This is a genomic window from Pseudomonas sp. ABFPK, from assembly GCF_001586765.1.
Taxonomy (GTDB): domain Bacteria; phylum Pseudomonadota; class Gammaproteobacteria; order Pseudomonadales; family Pseudomonadaceae; genus Aquipseudomonas; species Aquipseudomonas asiatica.
The window spans coordinates 1-19,601 of the sequence record NZ_LQXW01000011.1 but is presented as its reverse complement, the minus strand read 5'-3'; the positions used below and the strand labels follow the sequence as shown (position 1 = coordinate 19,601).

Here is a 19,601-nt window from a genome sequence, read left to right as displayed (position 1 = left end):
CCGGGATTCAGAGGGCGCCGAAGACCTTCTTGGCCAGGCTGGTAGCCGCTTCAGCCGGGTTCTGGCGAATGCTCTGCTCCTGCTTGGCAATCATCTCGAACAGGCCATCCAGTGCCTTTTCAGTAACGTAGTTCTCGATGCTGGCGCTCTTGGCATCGACCACATCCAACGCCACTGCCTGCCCGGCAAAGTTGTTGTACTGCTGAGCCAGGCCAACCTTGTCGGTAGCCTGCTTGACGATCGGCAGGAACTTGGCGCGGATCTGCTCGCGGCTGCTCTTGTTCAGGTACTGGGTGGCCGAGTCGTCACCGCCGGCGAGGATGCCCTTGGCATCGGTCACGCTCATGTTCTTCACGGCATCTACCAGAATCGCCTGGGCCTGCGGCACGGCAGCCTCGGCGGCCTTGTTCATGCTGGTTTCCAAGGCCTCGACCTGTTCACCCTTGCCGAACATCTTCATCGCTTTGGCGGCCTTGCCCAGGTTGCCAGGCAGTTCGATGCGCACGTCGGGGTTGTCGCTGAAGCCGCCCGGGGTGCTCAGCTGCTTGACGGCCAATTGTGCGCCTTGGGTCAAGGCATCCTTCAGGCCGCCAGTGGCGTCTTTCTGGGTCAGATCGCCCAGCGACAGGGCCAGGGCACTGGCCGACAGCAGCAGGCCGGCACACAGGGTGGTGAAGCGCAGGGAAGTGCGGATCATGAAGCTTTCCTTGTAAACAGATGAATACGGGTGTCAGCGGACCGGATCGACCTTGATCCGCACGGGCTGAGGGTCACTGCCGTCGAGCATGACACCGTGGTGCTCGGTGTTTATGAACAGCAGCTTGCCGTCCAGCTCGATGCGCGCGCTTACCGCATAGCGGTGGCCTGGCTTGACCTGGGCCGGGTCGTAGATGAGGTGGAATGGCAGCGGTACGTTGCCTTTGACCGGGCCAGCCTGGCGGGCCAGGGTAACCGCCGGGGCGTCCATCAGCGAGACGTCCTGCAGCTCCACGCTGAGGGTGGCGGCCGGTGGCAGGGCACTGCGTTGCAGGTAGAAGACTTCGCCATCCAGGCTGGCCTGGTTGGACGGGGTATGGCTGGAACAGGCTGCTAGCAAGGATGCGCAACACAGCATAAAGAGCTTTTTCATGGTATCTCCGAAGTCCTTGGCGTTGGCTTGTGGCCAACCCCAGGGACTTTAGCGGATTTCTTCTGGTGGGTCCTTGATGAAGATGCGACAAAGAGGGGGAGAGCAAGGCGAAGCGCAATATTCAGCTACGGCGCGGCGGTCGCAGGCTGATTGCCTCCAGTTCGGTAACGCTTTGAAGGGTCAGGCCGCGCAGCGTTCTCCCGGCGTACGGGGTCATGGTATGTGGGTCGTAGTAGGCCACGCGCAGATGCAAGGGTTCGTCGTCATTGACTGTGTTGCCATCCAGGTACGTGGTAAGCGTCACAGGTCCCTGTGTCGGCCACAGGGCGGCACCGGCAATGTAGCTGGAGCTTCTGTTGCTGTAACCGTCTTCCTGGGTCCGATACAGGCCGAACGTCATCAGCGCCTGTGGCCTTAGCAACTCTTCGGGAATCTCGATGATGTTCTTCATTTCGATGATCGCGGGCGACAGGGGCTGCTGACTTTGCTCGCCAGGCTGGGCGGGTATCCTCAGTACCATGGGAGGGTTTGGCTCAGGCTGGTCGATTGCAAGTGGCATCGACAGGCTCAAGCCGTTTGGCTCTTCATTGACGCCAACACCATAACTGGCCACTAGCGTTGGTTCGGCACCTTCCGGCAGGCTATTGCGGTCCAGCAGCAAGTTGAAGGGCATTGCGACGCCAAGCGTCTGGCACCCCCAGGCGGCCAGGATGATCTTGTTCTCATCCGTGCCCAACTGTACGCGTACGCCAAGGTGCGGTGCGCCTTCAGCTGTATGGATGCACGACGGGACAAGCACGGTCCCGCGGATCTCGATGAAGTTGGCGGGTAGCATGTTGGTTTTCCTCGGTTCGGTCATGGGGACAGGCGCCAGTCAGTCAGCGAGGTTGTCGTTGAACTGGCGACCGTTTTCGGTGGCAATCTGGTCGACAGTCACCCGTTGTGTACCCGATACCGTGGCTGGTTCTATCGAGTGACGGCTGGTGGTGATGTAGCGCAGTTGGCCGTCTATCTCGATGCGCGCGGCGAGGGCATAGCTGCGGCGTGGCTCGATAAGGCTGGTATCAAACGTCAGCGGCAGTTTGATCGGCATCAGGCCGCCACAGCGCAGACGCAACTCGGCAAGGCTGATGGAGCGCGCATCTGCCTTCGAAATATCGATCAGCTTCAATTCAACCAGGCCGGACGGTGCGAGCGTGTTATCGCCAGAGGAAACGATTTCAACGTCCAGCCTTTTCATTTGAGTCATGTTGGTGCTCCTTGAGAGGGATGTGCTGAAGAACACCGTGATCCTGATCCCTCCCAAGGGCTGAGAGCAGCCTGAAAAGCTACCGCTGTATAACCTCCGCAGGCTCATCGCGGTGCAATGCCACCTGGCGGATCGACAGGCGCAGTTCCGCAGAAAGCACGCGCTTGGCCACGCCTTCGGCCAGCTCACCGAGCTTGTTGCGATAACCGAGCTTGCCCTGGGCGTCAGCATGCAGCACGCCTTGCTCGACCAAGGTCTGGATGAAGTGGCGGAACAGGGTCTTGTCGAAGAATTCCGGGGCGTTCAGGCCGTGCAGGATCGACAGGCGCTGGGCCATCATCACGCACAGGTCTTCCAGTTCTTCGGCGCTGAGGCTGTTCTGCCCGCTGTTGAGCAACAGCGAGGTGGCCATGTAGAAACGCTGCAGGGTCTGGGTGATAGTGCGGGCGAGCAGGGTCAGCAACACGAACTGCCGCGAGCTGGGCGCCGGGCGAATGTAGATGGCGTTGTCCTGGCGCAGCAGCCCTTGCTCGACCAGTGCGGCCAGCCACTGGTCGATCACCGCATCCAGTTGTTCCGGCGTCCAGCGCAGGAACAGTTCGGCCTGCAGGTAGGGATACAGCGCGTGTACATACTGGCCCAGCAGTTCGCGGCTCATGCGCGAGCTGCTGAGGAAGAAGCTGGCCAGCAGCGCCGGCAGGGCGAAGATGTGCAGCACGTTGTTGCGGTAATAGGTCATCAGTACCGCGTTGCCTTCATCCAGGTACAGGATGCGGCCCAGGGCGTCCTTCTGCTCGGCAACCAGGTTCATCCCGCGCACGTGCTCGATCAGCGCCTGGCCGTCGCCGTCGGGCAGGGTGGTGTGCGGCGAGTAGGGTACCTGGCGCAGCAAGGCCAGGTACAGGTCGAGCACGCGGGTCAGGGCGCGCTCGTCCAGGGCCAGGCGGGTGGTGGACAGCAGCGCCAGCGCCACCAGGTTGACCGGGTTGATAGCGGCCGCCTCGTTGAGGTGGCGGGCAACGGTTTCGCCCAGGCGGGTGGTGGTGGCGTTGAGCCAGGCCGGGCGGTACTGCGGGCCGTGGTCCTGTTCACGCCAGCCGGGTTGTTGCTGGTCGAGGAAACCGGCCAGGCGGATCGGCTCGCCAAAGTTCACGTACACCTGGCCAAATCGCTGCCTGAGCGCGCCGAACACCTTGAAGATATCGAAGATCGACTCTTTCTTCTTGCTGGCACCGCGCAGCTCGCCCAGGTAGGTGCGGCCTTCGAGCACGCGCTCGTAGCCGATGTAAACCGGCACGAAAACGATCGGCGTACGCGACGAACGCAGGAAGCTGCGCAGGGTAATGGCCAGCATCCCGGTGCGCGGCTGCAGCATGCGCCCGGTGCGCGAGCGCCCGCCTTCGACGAAGTACTCGACCGGAAAGCCCTTGGTGTACAGGGTGTGCAGGTACTCGTTGAACACCGCGGTGTACAGCGGGTTGCCCTTGAACGTGCGGCGCATGAAGAAGGCGCCGCCACGGCGTAGCAGGTTACCCACCAGCGGCATGTTGAGGTTGATGCCCGCGGCCACGTGCGGCGGCGTCAGGCCGTTGCGGAACAGCAGGTACGACAGCAGCAGGTAGTCGATGTGGCTGCGGTGGCACGGCACATAGATCACTTCGTGGCCGGGTGCTATGCCTTGCACTTGCTCGATGTGGTTGACCTTGATGCCGTCGTAGATCTTGTTCCAGAACCAGCTCAGCACTACTTCGAGGAAGCGGATCGCGGTGTAGGTGTAGTCCGAGGCAATCTCGTTGCCATAGCGCAGGGCCTGGGCTTCGGCCTTGGCCAGCGGCAGGTTTTCCCGCTGCGCCTCATCGACGATGGCCTGGCGCACCTGGGGCGCGTGGATCAGGCCTTTGACCAGGTTGCGCCGGTGCGAGATGTCCGGCCCGATGACTGCGGTCTTCAGGTTGCGAAAGTGTACGCGCATCAGGCGCTGGGCCATGCGTACGGTGCGCTCGTGGCCTTTGTTGTGCTGTACCAGTTCGCGCAGGTGGATGGGTGCGGAGAACTGCACCCGGGTCTTGCGCCCGAGGATCAGCACGGTCAGCAGCCGGCGCAGGCGCCCGGTAACCGCCCAGCTGTCGGCGAACAGCAACTTCCACGGGCTGGATTCACTCGCCGGGGTCTGGCCCCAGAACACACTGACCGGAATGATCTGCGCATCCTCTTCGGCATGCTGGCTCACGGCGGCGACCAGGCGCTCCAGGGTAGGCGGGGCGCCGCGCTTGTCATGGCGGCCGAGCCAGTCCGGGTCCGGGGTCAGGTAGAAGAATGCCGCCGGTTCCTGCAGTGGGCCAACCGCCACCGGCAGCACCGGGCGCGGCAGGCCTGCCTTGGTGCATTCATGGTCGAGCACGGCCAGGTCGGTGAGCGCGGGCGAGGGCAGGGCATAGAAAACCGGGCGGCTGCGGTCGAGCTTGAGGGTGAGGGAGGACTGGTTGATGGTCTCGGAGCGCACCCACAGGTACAACAGGCGACGCAGGGCGCCGAAGATCAGGCGGCGCAGGGGGGAACGGGTCATGGGGTGTGTGCCCTGGGGGTGGTTTTCAGGTGGGTATCCAGCCAATTAGTCTGCCGTATCCGCGCAAGTTCAGCAAAAATCGCCGAACGGCGCGACGGTCATCAAATTTTTTTGTTCTGTGTCATATACTCGGCCTGCCACTTGCAAGATATTTGCGCAAGCGGCGTCGACACAGGGAGGGACTCTGTGTCTGCAAGGCGATCTTCACAATAAAAATCCGGAGTAGTTCAGATGTCGTCTCGTGAGACTGGGAATGTAAAGTGGTTCAACGATGCCAAGGGTTATGGCTTCATTCAGCGCGAAGGTGGTGCGGATGTATTCGTCCACTATCGGGCGATCCGCGGTGAGGGGCATCGTACCCTGGTCGAAGGTCAGCGGGTGGAATACGCCTGCGTGCAGGGCCAGAAAGGCCTGCAAGCCGAGGACGTGGTAGGCCTCTGAGCCTCTGCTGTAATGGCCGGCTGACGCGGCTTGTGTAGGAGCGGCCTTGTGTCGCGAAAGGGCTGCGTAGCGGCCCCGGCAACAGGTGCCGTGCCGCCATTGTCAGGGGGCCGCTTTGCGGCCCTTCGCGACACAAGGCCGCTCCTACAGGAATCAACCTCCGGTGCGCCAGGTGATTTCCTCTTCACCGTCGGCGCTGATGCGGACCCAGCGGTCGGCATCTTCTTCCCCATCTTCCTCCACCCAGCCACCTGGCGCGCAGCGCACTTCCACGCCCAGTGCGGCAAATGCGGCGCGGGCGCAGGCAACGTCATCGGCCCACGGCGTCTGGTCGCTTTCCAGGTACAGGCTGTTCCATTTCCCTACAGCCTTGGGTAGCCAGGTGACCGGAATGTTACCGGCCTGGCATTTGAAGGTATGGCCTTTCTGCTTCCATTCGCTGCAGGGGCCGATTGCCTGGGCGAGCCACTCGGCAATCTGCTTGTGGTCGACGTCGGCGTCCTTCAGGTAGATCTCGATATCAGGTTGGCGCATAAGGGCTCCGGGTGTGCTCAGTCTTGGCGCACGAAATAGTCATAACGCATTGAAACCGTGACTTCGAACGGCTCGGGCTGGTCAATCACCCGGGCACGCTTTTCGGCACTGGCGCGCCAGCCGTGCGGGGTCATGGCCAGCAGGTCGGCGCGGGCCTTGGGCGCGGCCAGGCTCAGGCGGAACTCCAGGGTTTCGCTGTGGGCATGGGCCATGCCTTCGGGGACCAGGGCCAAGTGTTTGTCGTCGGCGTAAGGGCGTACTTCATCGTAGAGCACTTCGCGCAGTTCCATCAGGTGGCCGCTGGTGGGGCCGACCCGCATCAGGCCGCCGCCCGGGCTGAGCAGGCGCTTGGCCTCGGCCCAGTCCAGCGGGCTGAATACGCTGGCGATGAACTGGCAGCTGGCGTCGGCCAGCGGCACGCGGGCCATGCTGGCGACCATCCAGGTAACCTCGGGCGCGCGACGGCAGGCACGCTTGACTGCCTCGCGGGAAATATCCAGGGCATAGCCGTCGGCGGCCGGCAGTGCCTGGGCGATTTGCGCAGTGTAGTAACCCTCGCCACAGCCGATGTCCAGCCAGGCCCCGGGCTGGCGTTCGGCGGCCAGCTCGGCCAGGCGGCGCGCCACCGGCGCGTAGTGGCCGGCGTCGAGGAAATCGCGGCGGGCTTCGACCATGGCCTGGTTGTCACCCGGGTCGCGGCTGTTCTTGTGCTGCACCGGCAGCAGGTTCAGGTAACCCTGGCGGGCCCGGTCGAAGCGGTGGCCGGCCGGGCACACCACACCGTTGTCGAGCCGGCTCAGTGGCGCCTGGCAAAGAGGGCAGGCGAGCATCAGGCGAGCAACCGGACCAGGGTCTGGTAATAGATTTCGGTCAGCAGGTCGAGATCGCTGGCCAGGATCCGCTCATCCACCTGGTGGATGGTGGCGTTGACCGGGCCGAGCTCGACCACCTGGGTGCCCATGGTGGCGATGAAGCGCCCATCGGAGGTACCGCCGCTGGTCGACGGCTGGGTGTCGCGGCCGGTGACGCCCTTGATGCTGGCCGAGACGGCGTCCAGCAATTCGCCCGGTTCGGTAAGGAACGGCAGGCCCGACAGCGCCCAGTCGATCGACCAGTCCAGCTCATGCTTGTCGAGGATCGCCGACACCCGCGCCTGCAGGCCTTCGACGGTGGACTCGGTAGAGAAACGGAAGTTGAATAGGGCGGTCAGCTCGCCGGGGACCACGTTGGTGGCGCCGGTGCCGGAATTGAGGTTGGAGATCTGGAAACTGGTCGGCGGGAAGAACGCGTTGCCTTCGTCCCAGTGCTCGGCCGCCAGTTCCGCCAGGGCCGGAGCGGCCAGGTGGATCGGGTTGCGCGCCAGGTGCGGGTAGGCCACATGGCCCTGCTTGCCGCGCACGGTCAGCTTGGCGCCCAGCGAGCCACGGCGGCCATTCTTGACCACGTCACCCAGCAGGGTGGTGCTGGAGGGTTCGCCGACGATGCACCAGTCCAGGCGCTCGTTGCGTGCTTTCAGGCGCTCGACCACGGCCTTGGTGCCATGGTGGGCCGGGCCTTCCTCGTCGCTGGTGATCAGGAACGCGACCTTGCCGCGGTGGTCCGGGTAGTCCTGCACGAAGCGCTCGCTGGCAATCACCATGGAGGCCAGGCTGCCTTTCATGTCGGCGGCGCCACGACCGCAGAGCATGCCGTCGGCGTCGATCAGCGCTTCGAACGGCTCATGCTGCCATTGCTGCACCGGGCCGGTGGGTACCACGTCGGTGTGGCCGGCGAAGCACAGCACTGGGCCATCCTGGCTGCCGTGGGTGGCCCAGAAATTGTCGACGTCCTCGATGCGCATCGGCTCGAGCTGGAAGCCTACGGCGCCCAAGCGGTTCATCATCTGCGCCTGGCAGTCGGCGTCGACGGGGGTGACCGAGGGGCGACGGATCAGGTCGCAGGCCAGTTGAAGGGTAGGCGAGAGCTCGGCAGGGGCCGTCATGGGGAACTCCGGGGCAAGGCGGGGAAATCTGAGGGCGTTATCTTATATCAAACCGTCAGGCCAATGGGGCCGCTTTGCGGCCCATCGCGACACAAGGCCGCTCCTACAGGCGATCTCGCCATATCTGACGGGATGCGATCCCCTGTAGGAGCGGCCTTGTGTCGCGATAGGGGCGCAAAGCGCCCCCGGCAATCTCAGGCCTGCTGCGGCTCGGCGGCCTTTTCCCCAGGCTTGGGCAGCGAAGACAGGAACGCCATCACCAGCGCCGCCACATAAGGCAACGATTGCACCAGCAACATCGCCACCCAGAAGCGCATGTCCGAACTCGGCAGCCCCTGTACCAGGTAGATGCCCAGCGCTGCGCCCCACAGCAGCAACATGATGAACAGCTCTTCCCGCGCCTCGGAAATCGCCACCAGCAGCCCGTGGCTGTCGGCGTTCTTCGGTGTGCGGAAGAACGGCATGCTGCTGGTGAAGAACCCGTACAGCACCGCCTTGGCGATGGTATGCGACAGTGCCAGCCCGGCCAGCGCCGCAGCAAAGGCATCTTTCAGGTTCACCCCTACCGCGCGGCGGTAGAGGAAGATGATCTTGCCGACCTTGAAGAAGAACAGTGCCAGCGGCGGAATGGCAAAGATCATCAGCGGTGGGTCGACCCGGTGCGGCACGATGATCATCGCCGCCGACCACAGCAGCGCGCCGATGGTGAAGAAGATGTTCATGCCATCGGCGATCCACGGCAGCCAGCCGGCCAGGAAGTGGTAGCGCTGGCCGCGGGTCAGCTCGCTGCCCTTGCCGCGCAGCAGGGCGCTGGCGTGGTGCTTGATGATCTGGATGGCGCCGTAGGCCCAGCGGAAGCGTTGCTTCTTGAAGTCGATGAAGGTGTCGGGCATCAGGCCCTTGCCGTAGCTGTTGTGGGCATAGGCGGCCGACAGGCCCTTCTCGAATACCCGCAAGCCCAGTTCGGCGTCCTCGCAGATGCACCACTCGGCCCAGCCCAGCTCTTCCAGCACGCTGCGGCGGGTCATGGTCATGGTACCGTGCTGGATGATCGCGTCACGGTCGTTGCGGGTGACCATGCCGATGTGGAAGAAGCCCTTGTACTCGCTGTAACACAGCTTCTTGAAGGCGCTTTCGTGCTGGTCGCGGTAGTCCTGCGGCGACTGCACCACGGCAATCTTCGGGTCGGCGAAGTGCGGCACCATGTGCTTGAGCCAGTTGCGGTCGACGCAGTAGTCCGAGTCGATCACCGCGATCACTTCGGCGTCCTTGGCGGTGTGCGGGATCAGGTAGTTCAGTGCGCCGCCCTTGAAACCGGCCAGGGGCGCGACGTGGAAGAACCTGAAGCGCTCGCCGAGCTTCTCGCAATGGGCCTTGAGCGGCTCCCACACGGCCGGGTCCTTGGTGTTGTTGTCGATCACCAGCACTTCGTAGTCTGGGTAATCCAGCGCGGCCAGGGCATCGAGGGTCTGTTTGACCATCTCCGGCGGCTCGTTGTAGCACGGCACATGTACCGATACCTTGGGCCGGTAGGCGCTATCGGCCTGCACCGGCAGGAATTCGCGCCGGCGCTTGTGTATCCATACTGCCTCGGCCAGTTCGTGGGCCTCGGTCAGCAGCACGATGAACACGCCCAGCGCGCCGAGGGCAAGCAGCACGCCTACGGTCAGGCTGAACCAGGTGCTGTATTGCTGGCTGTAGTCGTAGGCGATCCATACCAGCACCGACCCGCACAGGAAGGTGATGAAGGTCAGGAAGGTGCGGCCGCGCTGGCGCAGGGCCGAACCGTCGATGAACAGTACCATCAGGGCGATCATCGCCAGCACTACCGAGGCCACCGCCAGGGCGCGCCATTGCGGGATCGCCACCACCGGGCCGTCAAAGTTGAATTTTTGCTGGCGTTCGGCGTTGTACACGCCCCAGTAGGCGCCTACCGAGCCTTCGTCGCTGGCCTTCCACGGCTGGTCGTAGGCTTCGATGACGAAGTAATTGTAACCACGGCGGTTGAGGGTGTTGACCAGGGTACGCAGGTAGATGGCCTGGTCAGCCTGGGTGGCATCGGCGCCGCCGCGCATGCGGCCGTTGCTCGGCCAGCCGACTTCCGACAGCAGCAGGGGTTTGCGCGGGAACTGGTGCTTCAGTTCGCGGGCGCGGTCGAGCACGAACTCGACCGAATCCTTCATCGGCACGAACTCCCAGTACGGCAGGATGTGCGCGGCAATCAGGTCGACGTGCTTGGCCAGCTGCGGGTTTTCCTTCCAGATGTGCCACTGCTCACTGGTGGTCACCGGCACCTTGACCGCTGCGCGTACCCGGTCCAGGTACTTGATCAGGTTTTCCGGGGTGACTTCTTCGCGGAACAGTGCCTCGTTGCCGACCACAACCCGTACCACGCTGCGCGAGGTGTTGGCCAGCTGAATGGCCGTGGCGATTTCGCGTTCGTTGCGCTCCAGGTCCGGGCTGATCCAGATGCCCAGCGTCACCCGCAGGCCGAATTCCTCGGCCAGGCGCGGGATATCCGCCTGGGTGCCCTCCACGGTGTAGATCCGGATGCTGTCGGTCAGTTTGCTCAACTGCTCCAAGTCCTGGCGCATCTCGTCGTCACTGGGGTACTGGCCCTTCTGCGGGCTTTCGCCCAGACGGAACGGTGAATACGAGAATCCAGAGATCTGTTCTGGCCAGGCGGGGGCGGAGACCGGGCGGTTGATCAGCGCCCAGAACCCGGTGAACAACGCGGCGATGGCCAGGACCACGACCAGGTTCAGGCCGAATTTACGTGAAGACATTGTCGTCCATATGTGTCGAAGTGATAGGACATTAAAGCAGGGTTGATAGTCTCTTTCCTAACGATGCAGGCCATGGGCCCGCTGGCATATAATGCGCGCCGGTTTTTTGGGGTATGAACATGAGCACAGAAGATCCACGCTTCGCCGGCGTTGCCCGGCTGTATGGCGACCAGGGGTTGCACCGTCTGGGCCAGGCCCACGTGGCCGTGGTCGGTATTGGCGGGGTAGGCTCGTGGGCGGCGGAAGCGCTGGCCCGCAGTGGCGTGGGCGAGATCACCCTGTTCGACCTCGACGACGTGTGCGTCAGCAACACCAACCGCCAGGCCCATGCGCTGGATGGGCAGGTGGGGCGGCCCAAGGTCGAGGTCATGGCCGAGCGCCTGCGGGCGATCAACCCGGCGTGCACGGTGCATGCAGTGGCCGACTTCGTCACCCGCGACACCATGGTCGAGTACATTACCGAGAACCTCGACTGTGTGATCGACTGCATCGACAGCGTCATGGCCAAGGCGGCGCTGATTGCCTGGTGCCGGCGGCGCAAGATCGCCATCGTCACCACGGGTGGTGCCGGTGGGCAGATCGACCCGACACAGATCCAGATCGCCGACCTGAACAAGACCTTCAACGACCCGCTGGCCTCGCGGGTGCGTTCCACCCTGCGTCGCGACTACAACTTCTCGCGCAATGTCAGCCGCAACTATGGCGTGCCATGCGTGTTCTCCAGCGAACAGCTGCGCTACCCCAAGGGCGATGGCAGCGTTTGCCTGCAGAAAAGCTTCGTGGGTGAGGGCGTGCGGCTGGACTGCTCGGGTGGCTTTGGCGCGGTGATGATGGTGACCGCGACCTTTGGCATGGTGGCGGCGAGCAAGGCGGTGGAAAAACTGGTAGCGGGGGCGCGGCGGCCTTCGGAGCGGGTCAAGCCTGAATAGACCGCGAAGAGGCCAGCACCGATTCAACGGTTGGACGCCAGCTCCGCCATCCGCTGCAACACCGCATGCAGCCCATTGCTGCGCGATGGCGAAAGCTGGCGCTCCAGGCCCAGCTGAGTGAACCACTCACGCAGATCGAGCCCGGCGAGTTCTTCACTGGCCAATCCCTGCACCCGCACCAGCAACAACGCCAGCAGCCCACGCAACAGGCGTGCATCGCTGCTGGCCTTGAACCGCCACAGGCCCTCGACCTGCTCGGCCACCAGCCATACCAGGCTTTCGCAGCCATGTACCCGGTTGGCCTCGGTCTTTTCAGTGTCAGCCAGCGGTTCCATCCGGTCGCCCCACTGCATCAGCAGCCGCGCACGCTGTTCCCAGCCCTTGCCCTGCTCGAAAGCTTCCAGCGCCTGGCGCGCCTGATCCGGCAGGGTCATCGCAACAGCTCCAGGCCTTGATCCAGCGCCGCGAAGAAGCGCTGCAAGTCATCGCTGTCGTTATACAGCCCCAATGACACGCGGATCGCACCCTCCAGGCCCAGGCCCTGCAGCAGCGGCATGGCACAGTGGTGCCCGGCACGCACGGCAATGCCTTGCTCGGTCAGCAGGTGGGCGATGTCGGCGTTATGCACGCCGTCGATGACGAAACTGGCAAGGGCCGCCTGTGGCGTGCCCAGGATGCGCACGCCATCGCGGTCCGCCAGGCCACGCAGCAGGTACTGGTGCAGGCTGGTTTCATGGGATTCGAGCGCCTGGGCATCGAGGCTGGCCAGGTAGTCCAGGGCTGCACCCAGGCCGATCACCCCGGCGATCGGCGGCGTGCCTGCCTCGAACCCCAGCGGCGCCGGGCGGAAGCTGGCGCTGTGGTATTCGGCCAGTTGCACCATCTCGCCACCGAACTGCCAGTGGTGCAGCAGTTCCAGCGCCTGGCTGCGGCCGTACAGCACACCGACGCCTTCCGGGCCGTACAGCTTGTGGCTGGAGAACACATAGAAGTCGCAGCCAAGCTGCTGCACATCATGGCGGCCATGCACCACGCCCTGGGCACCGTCGACCACGGTCAGTGCGCCTTGGGCGCGGGCATGGGCCAGCAGCGCCGGCAGCGGCTGCCAGGTACCCAGTACGTTGGACAGCTGGCTCACCGCCAGCACCCGGGTGCGCGGGCCGATCAGTTGCAGCGCCTGGTCCAGGTCGATGCGGCCATGGGCGTCCAGCGGCAGCACCACCAGGCGCAGGTTGCGCCGGCGCGCCAGCTGTTGCCAGGGCAGCAGGTTGGCATGGTGCTCCAGGGCACTGACGGCAATTTCGTCACCGGCCTCGAAGCGGTGTTCCAGGCCATAGGCCAGCAGGTTCAGCGCCGAAGTGGCACCGTGGGTGAAGATGATCTGCCGCGAGTCTGCCGCATTGAGCCAGGCGGCAACCTTGTCGCGGCTGGTTTCGAAGGCCTGGGTCGCCAGTGCGCCGGGCAAGTGCTGGGCACGGTGCACGTTGGCTGCGCCATGGCCGTAGTAATGGCTAAGGGCATCGAGCAGGGCTTGCGGCTTCTGGGTGGTGGCGGCGCTGTCCAGGTAGGTCTGGTGCTGCCGTTGCAGGGCGGCGATGGCGGGAAAATCGGCACGCCAGGGGGAGGGCTGAAACATGGTCGCGGGGCCTGGAATGAAAATCGGGTCTGGCGTGGTGCCAGACCCGATCTTAACATTTCAAACGCTGAGAATCCGCTGTTCGCGAGCAAGCTCGCTCCGGCAGCGGTTGAAGGGTTCTCAGTTGTGCGCGTGCAGCGCCTCGTTCAGCTCGATGGCCGACTTGTGGGTCTTGCACTCCACCGCGCCGTTCAGCGAGTTGCGGCGGAACAGCAGGTCGGTCTGGCCGGCCAGGTCGCGGGCCTTGACCACTTTGACCAGCTGGTTGTTCTCGTCCAGCAGGTTCACCTTGGTACCGGCGGTGATGTACAGGCCGGCTTCGACGGTGTTGCGGTCGCCCAGCGGAATGCCGATACCGGCGTTGGCGCCGATCAGGCAGCCTTCGCCAACCTTGATGACGATGTTGCCGCCACCGGACAAGGTGCCCATGGTCGAGCAGCCGCCGCCCAGGTCCGAGCCCTTGCCGACGAATACGCCAGCGGAAACGCGGCCTTCGATCATGCCCGGGCCTTCGGTGCCGGCGTTAAAGTTGACGAAGCCTTCGTGCATGATGGTGGTGCCTTCGCCGATGTAGGCGCCCAGGCGCACGCGGGCAGTGTCGGCGATACGCACGCCGGCCGGGACCACGTAGTCGGTCATTTTCGGGAACTTGTCCACCGAGAACACTTCCAGCAGCTCGCCCTTCAGGCGCGCTTCCAGTTGCAGTTCGGCGAGTTCGGCCAGATCGACCGCGCCCTGGTTGGTCCAGGCCACGTTCGGCAGCAGCGGGAAGATGCCAGCGAGGCTCACGCCGTGCGGCTTGACCAGGCGGTGCGACAGCAGGTGCAGCTTGAGGTAGGCCTCTGGCGTCGAGGTCAGCGCGGCGTCTTCGGCCAGCAGGGTGGCGACCAGCGGCTTGTGGCTTTCGGCCAGGCGGGTCAGCAGGGCGGCTTGGGTGGCATCCACACCTTTCACGGCTTCGGCCAGTTGCGCGGCCTGGGCGTTGCTGAAGGCGATGGCCTGGTTGCCACCTTGGTAACCGAGAACAGGGGCTACTGCAGCGACCAGTTCGGCGCTCGGGTTGAGCAGCGGTTGTGCGTAGAACACTTCCAGCCAGGCGCCCTGGCGGTTCTGGGAGCCGACACCGAAGGCCAGGCTGAACAGGGTATTGGACATGTGATTACCTCGTGCGAAATAGGGTAGGGGCTCAGGCCAGGGCAGCGGCGTACAGGTCGGGCTTGAAGCCGACCAGGGTACGCGCGCCAAGGTCGAGCACCGGGCGCTTGATCATCGACGGCTGGGCCAGCATCAGCTCGACGGCCTTGGCCTGGTCGAGGTCGGCCTTGCTGGCGTCGTCCAGCTTGCGGAAGGTGGTGCCGGCACGGTTGAGGATGACTTCCCAGCCGTGTTCGTCGCACCAGCGGTTCAGGCTGTCACGGTCGATGCCTTGGGCCTTGTAGTCGTGAAATTCGTAGGCGATGGCCTGGTCTTCGAGCCAGGTACGTGCCTTTTTCATGGTGTCACAGGCTTTGATGCCGTAGAGCGTGTAGGTCATTGTGTGCATTGGGGATCACAGACTGCCCCAATTTCTCCATTTTCCGATTTCAGTCGCGGGATTATGCGGGAACGATCCTCGCGGCGCCACGCCCGTGGTGCCCATGTTTACTGATCAAGGTATGTCTCAAGCGACCAGGCGCTGTACCGAACCGATGATCTCATCACCGTGTTGCTGTTCGGCGGTGCGCAGATCGAAGGCGGTCTGCAGGTTGAGCCAGAACTCGGGGGTGGTGTCCAGGCAGATGGACAGGCGCAGCGCCATGTCGGCGGAAACACCGCCCCGTTCACGCAGGATGTTGTTGACGGTTGGCGTGGCAACGCCTAGCGCCCGGGCCAGTGCCGCGGCGCTGAAACCCATTTCTTTCTGGAAGTCCTCACGCAGGACTTCTCCGGGATGAATCGGACGCATACCGTTCTTGAGCATGATGCACCTCAGTGGTAATCGACAATTTCAACGTTAATCGGCCCGTTGTCGGTCCAGATAAAGCACAGGCGCCATTGGTCATTGACACGGATACTGTGCTGGCCTGCACGGTTGCCGCTCAATGCCTCGAGACGGTTGCCAGGTGGCGACCGAAGGTCTCGCAGCTCTGTTGCGGCATCGAGCATGGCCAGTTTGCGTTCCGCAACTGACTTGATATCTGACCAACGCCGTGTCTTTCCATGAGTAAAAAGTGCTTCCGTGTCGGCACAGCTAAAGCTTCGAATCATGAGGCTGAATGCTTAACGTTATTCGTTAAGGTTGATTATACGACGGGATTCCAGCAATTCAAGCCTGATTAGCGCACGATGCTCGCCAACGTCAGTCACGATTGCTGGGTATCATCATGTTACATATTCAACCGCCACCTGCGACTATCGTGCAGCGGCCCCGAATCCCCCATCGCCGCTAACATATTGTTTCAATGGCGATGTTTCGCCCTGTTGTCGTTTCTGGTTCACAAAGGAAGCTTTCCCGGATGCAGTCCGCCTACACCGTCCTCATCCTGCTGACGCTGGTCAGCGTGTCGAAGCTGGTCGGCCGCATGATTCCGCTGCCCTTGCCGCTGGTACAGATCGCCGCCGGTGCCTTGCTCGCTTGGCCGACACTGGGCCTGCATGTGGCACTGGACCCCGAGCTGTTCCTGTTCCTGTTCCTGCCGCCGTTGCTGTTCGCCGACGGCTGGCGCATTCCCAAGCGCGAGTTGTGGCGCATTCGTGGGCCGGTGGTGGCGCTGGCCGTGGGCCTGGTGCTGTTTACCGTGGTCGGTGCCGGTTACTTCATTCACTGGCTGCTGCCGAGCATCCCGCTGCCAGTGGCCTTCGCCCTGGCAGCAGTGTTGTCGCCAACCGACGCCGTGGCGGTTTCGGCCATTACCCAGGACCGCCTGCCCACCCCGCTGATGCACATGCTCCAGGGCGAGAGTTTATACCCCCTATATGCGCTACAGACAGACACCGCCAACCCCCCGGTTTACCTAGGTTTGTCCAAACGAGAGACTGTCCATCTCTCCGCAGCCTGAAATGGACACCTTCAATATTAGGTAAATAGAACGATCAGTTCAGCGATGTCCCGCCGCGACCAGATGGATGCCTGGTTGGTATGAGCACTGCCTCCGGATTCGCTGACTCGTCGCCTGTATAACTCGGGCAGTACCGTGGTCGATTTCGTTAGTGTCATCTAGATGAACAGCCCCTTAACCGTCAGTCTTCGGACACCTGATTCCACAATCGACGCAACGTCGACTCGGGAATCCCAAGCTGTTTTGCAGCCTGACCTCGAGTAAGCCCTTTTCCCTTCAGCTCCTGTACGGCCTGCCATTTCTTCCGCGCAGCTGAAACGTTGAGCGGAACCTTTCTTTCAGGCTCCGAGGTTTGGTTGGTGTCAGCCAGTCCGAGGGCTTCAATCTCGGCCAGCGAGGCGAGGAGGACTTCCCTAGGCGTGCGATTGCTGTCCCGAGAAACGCTCAATGCAATCAAGGCGGTCAGCTCAAGATCAAGCGCAGCAGCCAATTTTTGGCTCACATCCAACGTCACCGAATGCTTACCGCTCTCCACCTTGCTGATGGTCGTTTGATCCAGGCTGGATGCCATGGAGCGCTGCGTGTTGCCTTTGCTTTGGCGCAGCATTTGGAGCACTGCCGCAAAGGATTGGCGGAGCGACATTACAAATCCCCAAAAACCAAGATGTATGCCGCGTTTGCCTATCGCCAAACAAACGAATATATTCCTCATCATGGCGGTCTGGCCTCTGGGCCTGTACTTTATGAAAAATGAAATGCGGGGATGTGCTTGATGGATAGCCCACTCAGCGACGGGCTACTGGGGGAGGGAGGGGTTGATCTGGTCGGCTCTGAACTATCCCTCGATGATGTGCTCCTCGCTGCTCGAGAACATTACAAGCGGATGCCTCTTTGCGTTGTCGAGGATTGGGTGATCCTAGATGCCATCCTCACGGAAGATGAGCAGGCCAAAGTAGCTGCGGCTGGATGTCAGCCCATGTTCTTGTTTGCCCACAAGGTCGTACATGACGAGCAGCGGCGCTTCGAGCCTGGCGATTGGGTGCGGTCGACCATCGCTCGAACCTTCAATGATGGGTACATCTTCGAGACCAGGAACACCGTCTACCTGCTCAAGGGGCCAGGCCAACGGAAGTCGTCTTCGCTGCAAGGCATCTTCTCAATCTTCTAGATGTCACGGCCTCGCTCGTGACGACTCGACTGTTTCAGAGATCAAGATATGTTCCGTTCTCACCAAGCTGACATGGCCGGCATCCCCGGTATGTTCGGCGACGGGTTGATGCATTGGCATGGCGTTTCCAGAGCTCTCGCTACCCACTGGTACCACGTGAGCGTTCAGCGCCTTCATGAAGGCCAATTCAGGAATTATGAGGAGATGCTCAACGATGAGGCCCGGCTCGTTGAGCTGTTGTTGGCTCAAGATGAGAGCCTGGTTGTTCGGGAAGTCCAAGCCGTCACACCCGCATGGATGAACAAAGGTGATGGCTGGAAGATGCAAAAGGTGACGTCTCTCACCATGGGCTTCAGCATGGATGAAGTACCGGTCTCGATCCTGGAGGTTGAAGGCGGTGAGGTTTACATCGACACCCATGAACCAGGCATCAAAGTTGACTCCCTGACTGGGCTAAAGGAGCTGTATCGCAGTCGTGCCTCTACTTCCAGTTCAGTTGCAGGGCTTGGGGGGCATTAACCATGACAGAGAACAGCGAAGTGGAAGTCGACTTTTACGTCAAACGCTACTCCGATTTCGACCTGCTTCGGATTGCTCGAGCAGTCGGGCAGGGCTTCGAAGAAGAGGTCACGGCGGTTCTTGTAAATGTCCACATCAGTAGGCACAGCGCGGTTGGCGTCGTGTTCGGGCATACCAGGAAGGGCCCGCACGGGCGATACGCGGATGGCCACCTCATCCAAACTTCCGACATCCTCGCTACGGCCAAGGAAGGGCGGTTTTGGGTGATCACCACGATCCATTCTCGTTACGCTATCGCCACATTCCAACGCGATGGAGGGCGGCGTGGTTTCAACGAATTCCGGCGCATAGTGGGTAATCGCTACCCCAACACCTAATCGCGGAAGTCAATTTTAGAAATGAGCCAGGGGTGTGAATTTGTCATGCCCTGGGTATCCCTGTGCCTGCAATATAGACAGTAAGCAAGGAGCTGTAAGTGATCAAGTTTGAGTATCTTAAATTCTCGGGTCGCCTTGACGACATCAGAGTGTTCGAGAGTTTTTCTGACAACGTCCAAGTCATTATCAAGCTGGATGATGTGCTGATCCCGAACTTTCGCATGCCTACAAAAATATTTGAGGAGCTGGAGAAGGGCGAGCAGTACGAATTCTATGGCATGGTACAGAATTCCAAAACTAAAACGAAAAATAAGGGCTTCGTATATGCAGTAAAGACTGCTGGTGGTGACGTCATAGAGGTGCCGAGCCTGCGGTATACCGCACAAATTGGCATATGGGCGAACGCGGCGGTAATTTCTGCAGTGGCTTTTGTTGTGGCTTGGATCGCGTTCTTCTTTGGCTTGGGCTCGATTGTTGATGGTTATCACTACAGCTCTGTGAATGGGTTCGCAGAGTATGCTGGGGATGTAACGCGTTGTGCACTCACTCTTGCCTGCTTAGTTGCGGCATTTTTTGTAGGGATGGGAATTAATCTGTTCTATAAAACCACCGTGCTTGAAACGTGGCAGTCGATTGCTCCTTCAAGGCTCGTAGAGCGTTTCAGTAAGCTGCACCGCTGATTTGGGTGACCCTTTGGGTACGGCTGTCGTAAACCAAGCCCAGTTTAACTGGGCTTGGCCCTTCGGGCTTCCATCCTCACCTCTACGGCCATCGTGGCCTGCGCGCTCCGCTTGCCTGCGTAAGCCGTGCAGGACGTACCGAGTCGCTCTCCTCGAAAGAGGCCTTGGCGCGTTCTCTGGAGGCTATTGGAGCGATTAGTCATCCAAGCCCAAAGCTATGTGCCGCATCAAGTCTCGGGGACTCTTGCTCTCCGCGATGTCATACATGATGCCGCGCTTGCTGCGAGGTAGCTTCTTGGACATGTTCTTCGCCGATCTGCGAATGGCCTCTTCGGTGCCATGAATTTTCTCGGCGAGAAGCAGGACAATGATTGCATCTGTAAGCGTCATGATCAGGTCACGATGAAAGTACAAGGTTAAGATTATGGCATATTCACCCTTTGTTAGCAGCAGTGTAAAACTGACCCACCCCAGCGAAGTAAAACTGATCCACTTGGGCTAGTTTGGCGGCCTTTTCGAGGCCGTCGATGTTGACCCAGGAGCAAACCGTGGAAATCAGAGTTCTTGC

At 61.8% G+C, this 19,601-nt stretch carries 22 protein-coding genes and 1 pseudogene; 7 read left to right on the top strand and 16 right to left on the bottom strand.

Annotated elements, in window-relative coordinates; all coding sequences use genetic code 11:
* Positions 1–7: 7 nt before the first annotated feature.
* From WM94_RS08785 to plsB, 5 genes are all read right to left on the bottom strand, one after another.
* The gene (locus tag WM94_RS08785; RefSeq protein ID WP_061550988.1) at positions 8–697 is read right to left on the bottom strand and encodes a DUF4197 domain-containing protein; all 690 of its coding nucleotides are present in this window, start codon (positions 695–697) and stop codon (positions 8–10) included.
* Between the two features lie 33 nt (positions 698–730).
* A complete protein-coding gene (locus WM94_RS08780) occupies positions 731–1,129 on the bottom strand; it encodes a YbaY family lipoprotein (protein ID WP_015269180.1) in 399 nt (132 codons plus the stop codon).
* A gap of 121 nt (positions 1,130–1,250) precedes the next feature.
* Positions 1,251–1,964 carry a hypothetical protein gene (locus WM94_RS08775; protein ID WP_024086392.1) on the bottom strand — a complete coding sequence of 238 codons (714 nt, stop codon included), beginning with the start codon at positions 1,962–1,964 and terminating at the stop codon, positions 1,251–1,253.
* A 39-nt stretch (positions 1,965–2,003) separates the two neighbouring features.
* The gene (locus WM94_RS08770; protein ID WP_061550987.1) at positions 2,004–2,378 is read right to left on the bottom strand and encodes a YbaY family lipoprotein; all 375 of its coding nucleotides are present in this window, start codon (positions 2,376–2,378) and stop codon (positions 2,004–2,006) included.
* Between the two features lie 79 nt (positions 2,379–2,457).
* Positions 2,458–4,944 carry a glycerol-3-phosphate 1-O-acyltransferase PlsB gene (gene plsB, locus WM94_RS08765; protein ID WP_061550986.1) on the bottom strand — a complete coding sequence of 829 codons (2,487 nt, stop codon included), beginning with the start codon at positions 4,942–4,944 and terminating at the stop codon, positions 2,458–2,460.
* Between the two features lie 231 nt (positions 4,945–5,175).
* Here plsB and WM94_RS08760 point away from each other — a divergent pair, with 231 nt between their 5' ends.
* A complete protein-coding gene (locus tag WM94_RS08760) occupies positions 5,176–5,385 on the top strand; it encodes a cold-shock protein (RefSeq protein WP_003252255.1) in 210 nt (69 codons plus the stop codon).
* Between the two features lie 153 nt (positions 5,386–5,538).
* Here WM94_RS08760 and WM94_RS08755 read toward each other — a convergent pair whose 3' ends face one another.
* From WM94_RS08755 to WM94_RS08740, 4 genes are all read right to left on the bottom strand, one after another.
* On the bottom strand, positions 5,539–5,919 hold the full coding sequence (locus tag WM94_RS08755) for a hypothetical protein (protein WP_039614802.1): 381 nt from the start codon (positions 5,917–5,919) through the stop codon (positions 5,539–5,541).
* Between the two features lie 17 nt (positions 5,920–5,936).
* Positions 5,937–6,749 (bottom strand): putative RNA methyltransferase, encoded by an 813-nt coding sequence (locus WM94_RS08750; protein WP_025337963.1) that lies wholly within the window; start codon positions 6,747–6,749, stop codon positions 5,937–5,939.
* Entirely contained in the window at positions 6,749–7,900 is a 1,152-nt protein-coding gene (gene dapE, locus WM94_RS08745; protein ID WP_013971240.1) for a succinyl-diaminopimelate desuccinylase, read from the bottom strand. The genes WM94_RS08750 and dapE overlap by 1 nt, the downstream gene beginning before the upstream one ends.
* Positions 7,901–8,094: 194 nt before the next feature.
* Positions 8,095–10,686 carry a glycosyltransferase gene (locus WM94_RS08740; protein WP_061550985.1) on the bottom strand — a complete coding sequence of 864 codons (2,592 nt, stop codon included), beginning with the start codon at positions 10,684–10,686 and terminating at the stop codon, positions 8,095–8,097.
* Between the two features lie 119 nt (positions 10,687–10,805).
* Here WM94_RS08740 and tcdA point away from each other — a divergent pair, with 119 nt between their 5' ends.
* The gene (tcdA, locus tag WM94_RS08735; RefSeq protein WP_162276773.1) at positions 10,806–11,615 is read left to right on the top strand and encodes a tRNA cyclic N6-threonylcarbamoyladenosine(37) synthase TcdA; all 810 of its coding nucleotides are present in this window, start codon (positions 10,806–10,808) and stop codon (positions 11,613–11,615) included.
* 23 nt (positions 11,616–11,638) lie between these two features.
* On the opposite strand, the gene WM94_RS08730 is transcribed toward tcdA, so the two are convergent.
* From WM94_RS08730 to WM94_RS28880, 6 genes are all read right to left on the bottom strand, one after another.
* Complete coding sequence (locus WM94_RS08730; RefSeq protein ID WP_061550983.1) at positions 11,639–12,049, bottom strand: SufE family protein; 411 nt, start codon at positions 12,047–12,049, stop codon at positions 11,639–11,641.
* Complete coding sequence (locus WM94_RS08725; RefSeq protein WP_061550982.1) at positions 12,046–13,251, bottom strand: cysteine desulfurase; 1,206 nt, start codon at positions 13,249–13,251, stop codon at positions 12,046–12,048. The genes WM94_RS08730 and WM94_RS08725 overlap by 4 nt, the downstream gene beginning before the upstream one ends.
* Before the next feature lie 120 nt (positions 13,252–13,371).
* A complete protein-coding gene (dapD, locus tag WM94_RS08720) occupies positions 13,372–14,406 on the bottom strand; it encodes a 2,3,4,5-tetrahydropyridine-2,6-dicarboxylate N-succinyltransferase (protein WP_013971245.1) in 1,035 nt (344 codons plus the stop codon).
* A gap of 31 nt (positions 14,407–14,437) precedes the next feature.
* Complete coding sequence (locus tag WM94_RS08715; protein ID WP_025337970.1) at positions 14,438–14,785, bottom strand: ArsC family reductase; 348 nt, start codon at positions 14,783–14,785, stop codon at positions 14,438–14,440.
* 126 nt (positions 14,786–14,911) lie between these two features.
* On the bottom strand, positions 14,912–15,211 hold the full coding sequence (gene graA, locus WM94_RS08710) for a type II toxin-antitoxin system antitoxin GraA (protein WP_004375387.1): 300 nt from the start codon (positions 15,209–15,211) through the stop codon (positions 14,912–14,914).
* An 8-nt stretch (positions 15,212–15,219) separates the two neighbouring features.
* The gene (locus WM94_RS28880) at positions 15,220–15,498 is read right to left on the bottom strand and encodes a type II toxin-antitoxin system RelE/ParE family toxin (protein WP_082810539.1); all 279 of its coding nucleotides are present in this window, start codon (positions 15,496–15,498) and stop codon (positions 15,220–15,222) included.
* A 248-nt stretch (positions 15,499–15,746) separates the two neighbouring features.
* Between WM94_RS28880 and WM94_RS08705 the strand changes: the two are divergent.
* Positions 15,747–16,196 (top strand): annotated as a pseudogene (locus WM94_RS08705) (cation:proton antiporter); the annotation flags it as partial.
* Between the two features lie 274 nt (positions 16,197–16,470).
* Here WM94_RS08705 and WM94_RS08700 read toward each other — a convergent pair.
* Positions 16,471–16,932 (bottom strand): helix-turn-helix domain-containing protein, encoded by a 462-nt coding sequence (locus WM94_RS08700; protein WP_061551031.1) that lies wholly within the window; start codon positions 16,930–16,932, stop codon positions 16,471–16,473.
* Between the two features lie 129 nt (positions 16,933–17,061).
* Here WM94_RS08700 and WM94_RS08695 point away from each other — a divergent pair, with 129 nt between their 5' ends.
* The 4 genes from WM94_RS08695 to WM94_RS08680 all read left to right on the top strand — a co-directional run bounded on the left by WM94_RS08695 (position 17,062) and on the right by WM94_RS08680 (position 19,033).
* A complete protein-coding gene (locus WM94_RS08695) occupies positions 17,062–17,457 on the top strand; it encodes a hypothetical protein (protein WP_061551030.1) in 396 nt (131 codons plus the stop codon).
* Between the two features lie 48 nt (positions 17,458–17,505).
* Complete coding sequence (locus WM94_RS08690; protein WP_061550980.1) at positions 17,506–17,976, top strand: hypothetical protein; 471 nt, start codon at positions 17,506–17,508, stop codon at positions 17,974–17,976.
* 2 nt (positions 17,977–17,978) lie between these two features.
* A complete protein-coding gene (locus WM94_RS08685) occupies positions 17,979–18,353 on the top strand; it encodes a hypothetical protein (protein ID WP_061550979.1) in 375 nt (124 codons plus the stop codon).
* 98 nt (positions 18,354–18,451) lie between these two features.
* Complete coding sequence (locus WM94_RS08680; protein WP_061550978.1) at positions 18,452–19,033, top strand: hypothetical protein; 582 nt, start codon at positions 18,452–18,454, stop codon at positions 19,031–19,033.
* The last annotated feature ends 568 nt before the right edge of the window (positions 19,034–19,601 follow it).